Here is a 1,489-nt window from a genome sequence, read left to right on the forward strand (position 1 = left end):
GAATTTATTTTGCGACACTATTCTGTGAAGGGCAAGAAGCTAAAGTCTTTAAAATTGTTATTCAAAAATAATGTATCATTGATAGCCTATTTCTGCCTTGTGTAGAAATAGGCTTTTATCTTTTTCTTATGCGAATTATTTATCTTGTATTATGTTGTTTTTGCTATTATAATAGCATAGCTCAAATAACTACCTTTAATAAACGGATACAACTAGGTTGTGGGAATACAATTTTAACAAGTGTGGAAGTAACCGATTCTTGTTATTATGTCACAGGAACAGCTAAAGATAGCATACTTTGTCGTGTAGGGGCACTTTTTGCTAAATTTGATACTTTAGGAAATTTCTTATTTAGTTCTGTATATCATGATTCTTTGGGATGGTATGGAACATGGCATCCATCGTTAGAGACTTATAGTAATCATTATTTGGTTGTATCAGGTTATTACATTGATATTAATAATAACATGAAGGGGGGGGGGCTAAAATATAATAAAGAAGGGGAATTACTAGAAGAATACTTGCACCCTAATTTATATCCCAATGAAAAATACATACGAACAGATGATATGAAAATAACTCCTGATAGTGGTTTTATTGTAGTGAGTGGTATTAGTCATCCTCAAGGAGTTGGGGATGTATCTATTTTAAAATTAGATAAAAATGGAAATAAAGACTGGCACATCTCATCTATCGACTCTAATTATATAGAGCATATTCCCTGCGTTCACGCCACGAACGACAATCACTACATAATTGGCTACCAACAAGACAACCTAAGCGGCGTACAAATGAACTACACAGTACGGAGCAAATTAGAAAAAATAGACAGCCTAGGCAATACGATTTGGACTTACCAAAGCCCCAATAACCAACAAATACATGGTGTGAATGACTTGATTCTGTCCAAAGATGGCGGCTTGGTAGTTGCCAGTGCATGGGGCTATGAACAGTTGAATAGCACAGGAACATTTGCTAATTTTTTACATGATGGCTATATCTATAAGTTAGATAGTGCTCAGAATTTTTTGTGGGGAACACGATTTTTGGAAAGTGTAAATGATAGGGCTTCTTTTCAGAAAATTATAGAACTAGAAGATAGTAGCTTAGTAGCGTTTGGAGTTCATAATCGTTGGCATTCTAATTTAGGAGGATTTATCCAACACGGACGAATTGTGAAACTATCGCCTCAAGGAGACAGCATTTGGAGCAGAGATTACGAGTATTTAAGCACAGCGAATGCACGGCACACAGTTTATGATGCCGAGCGAACCCCCGACGGAGGTTTTTTAGTATGTGGAGAAGCAAATGGAGTAGATACGATTCCTAGCAATCCGATTATTTTTCAGCAAGGTTGGTTGATAAAATTGGACGAACAGGGCTGCTTGGTGCCAGATTGCCATACCACAACAGGCGTGCTGCCGCTAGAGCAAGGAGGAGCAATTTCTTTGTTGTTGTATCCCAATCCTACCACAGATTATTTGTATGT

The 1,489-nt window shown here is 36.9% G+C and carries 1 protein-coding gene; it reads left to right on the forward strand.

Annotated elements, in window-relative coordinates; translation table 11 throughout:
- Window positions 1-242 precede the first annotated feature (242 nt).
- On the forward strand, window positions 243-1,489 hold a 1,247-nt coding region (locus CG11_RS28980; protein WP_156039975.1), incomplete at its 3' end, for a hypothetical protein.

This window comes from Aureispira sp. CCB-QB1 (genome assembly GCF_000724545.1).
GTDB lineage: Bacteria > Bacteroidota > Bacteroidia > Chitinophagales > Saprospiraceae > Aureispira.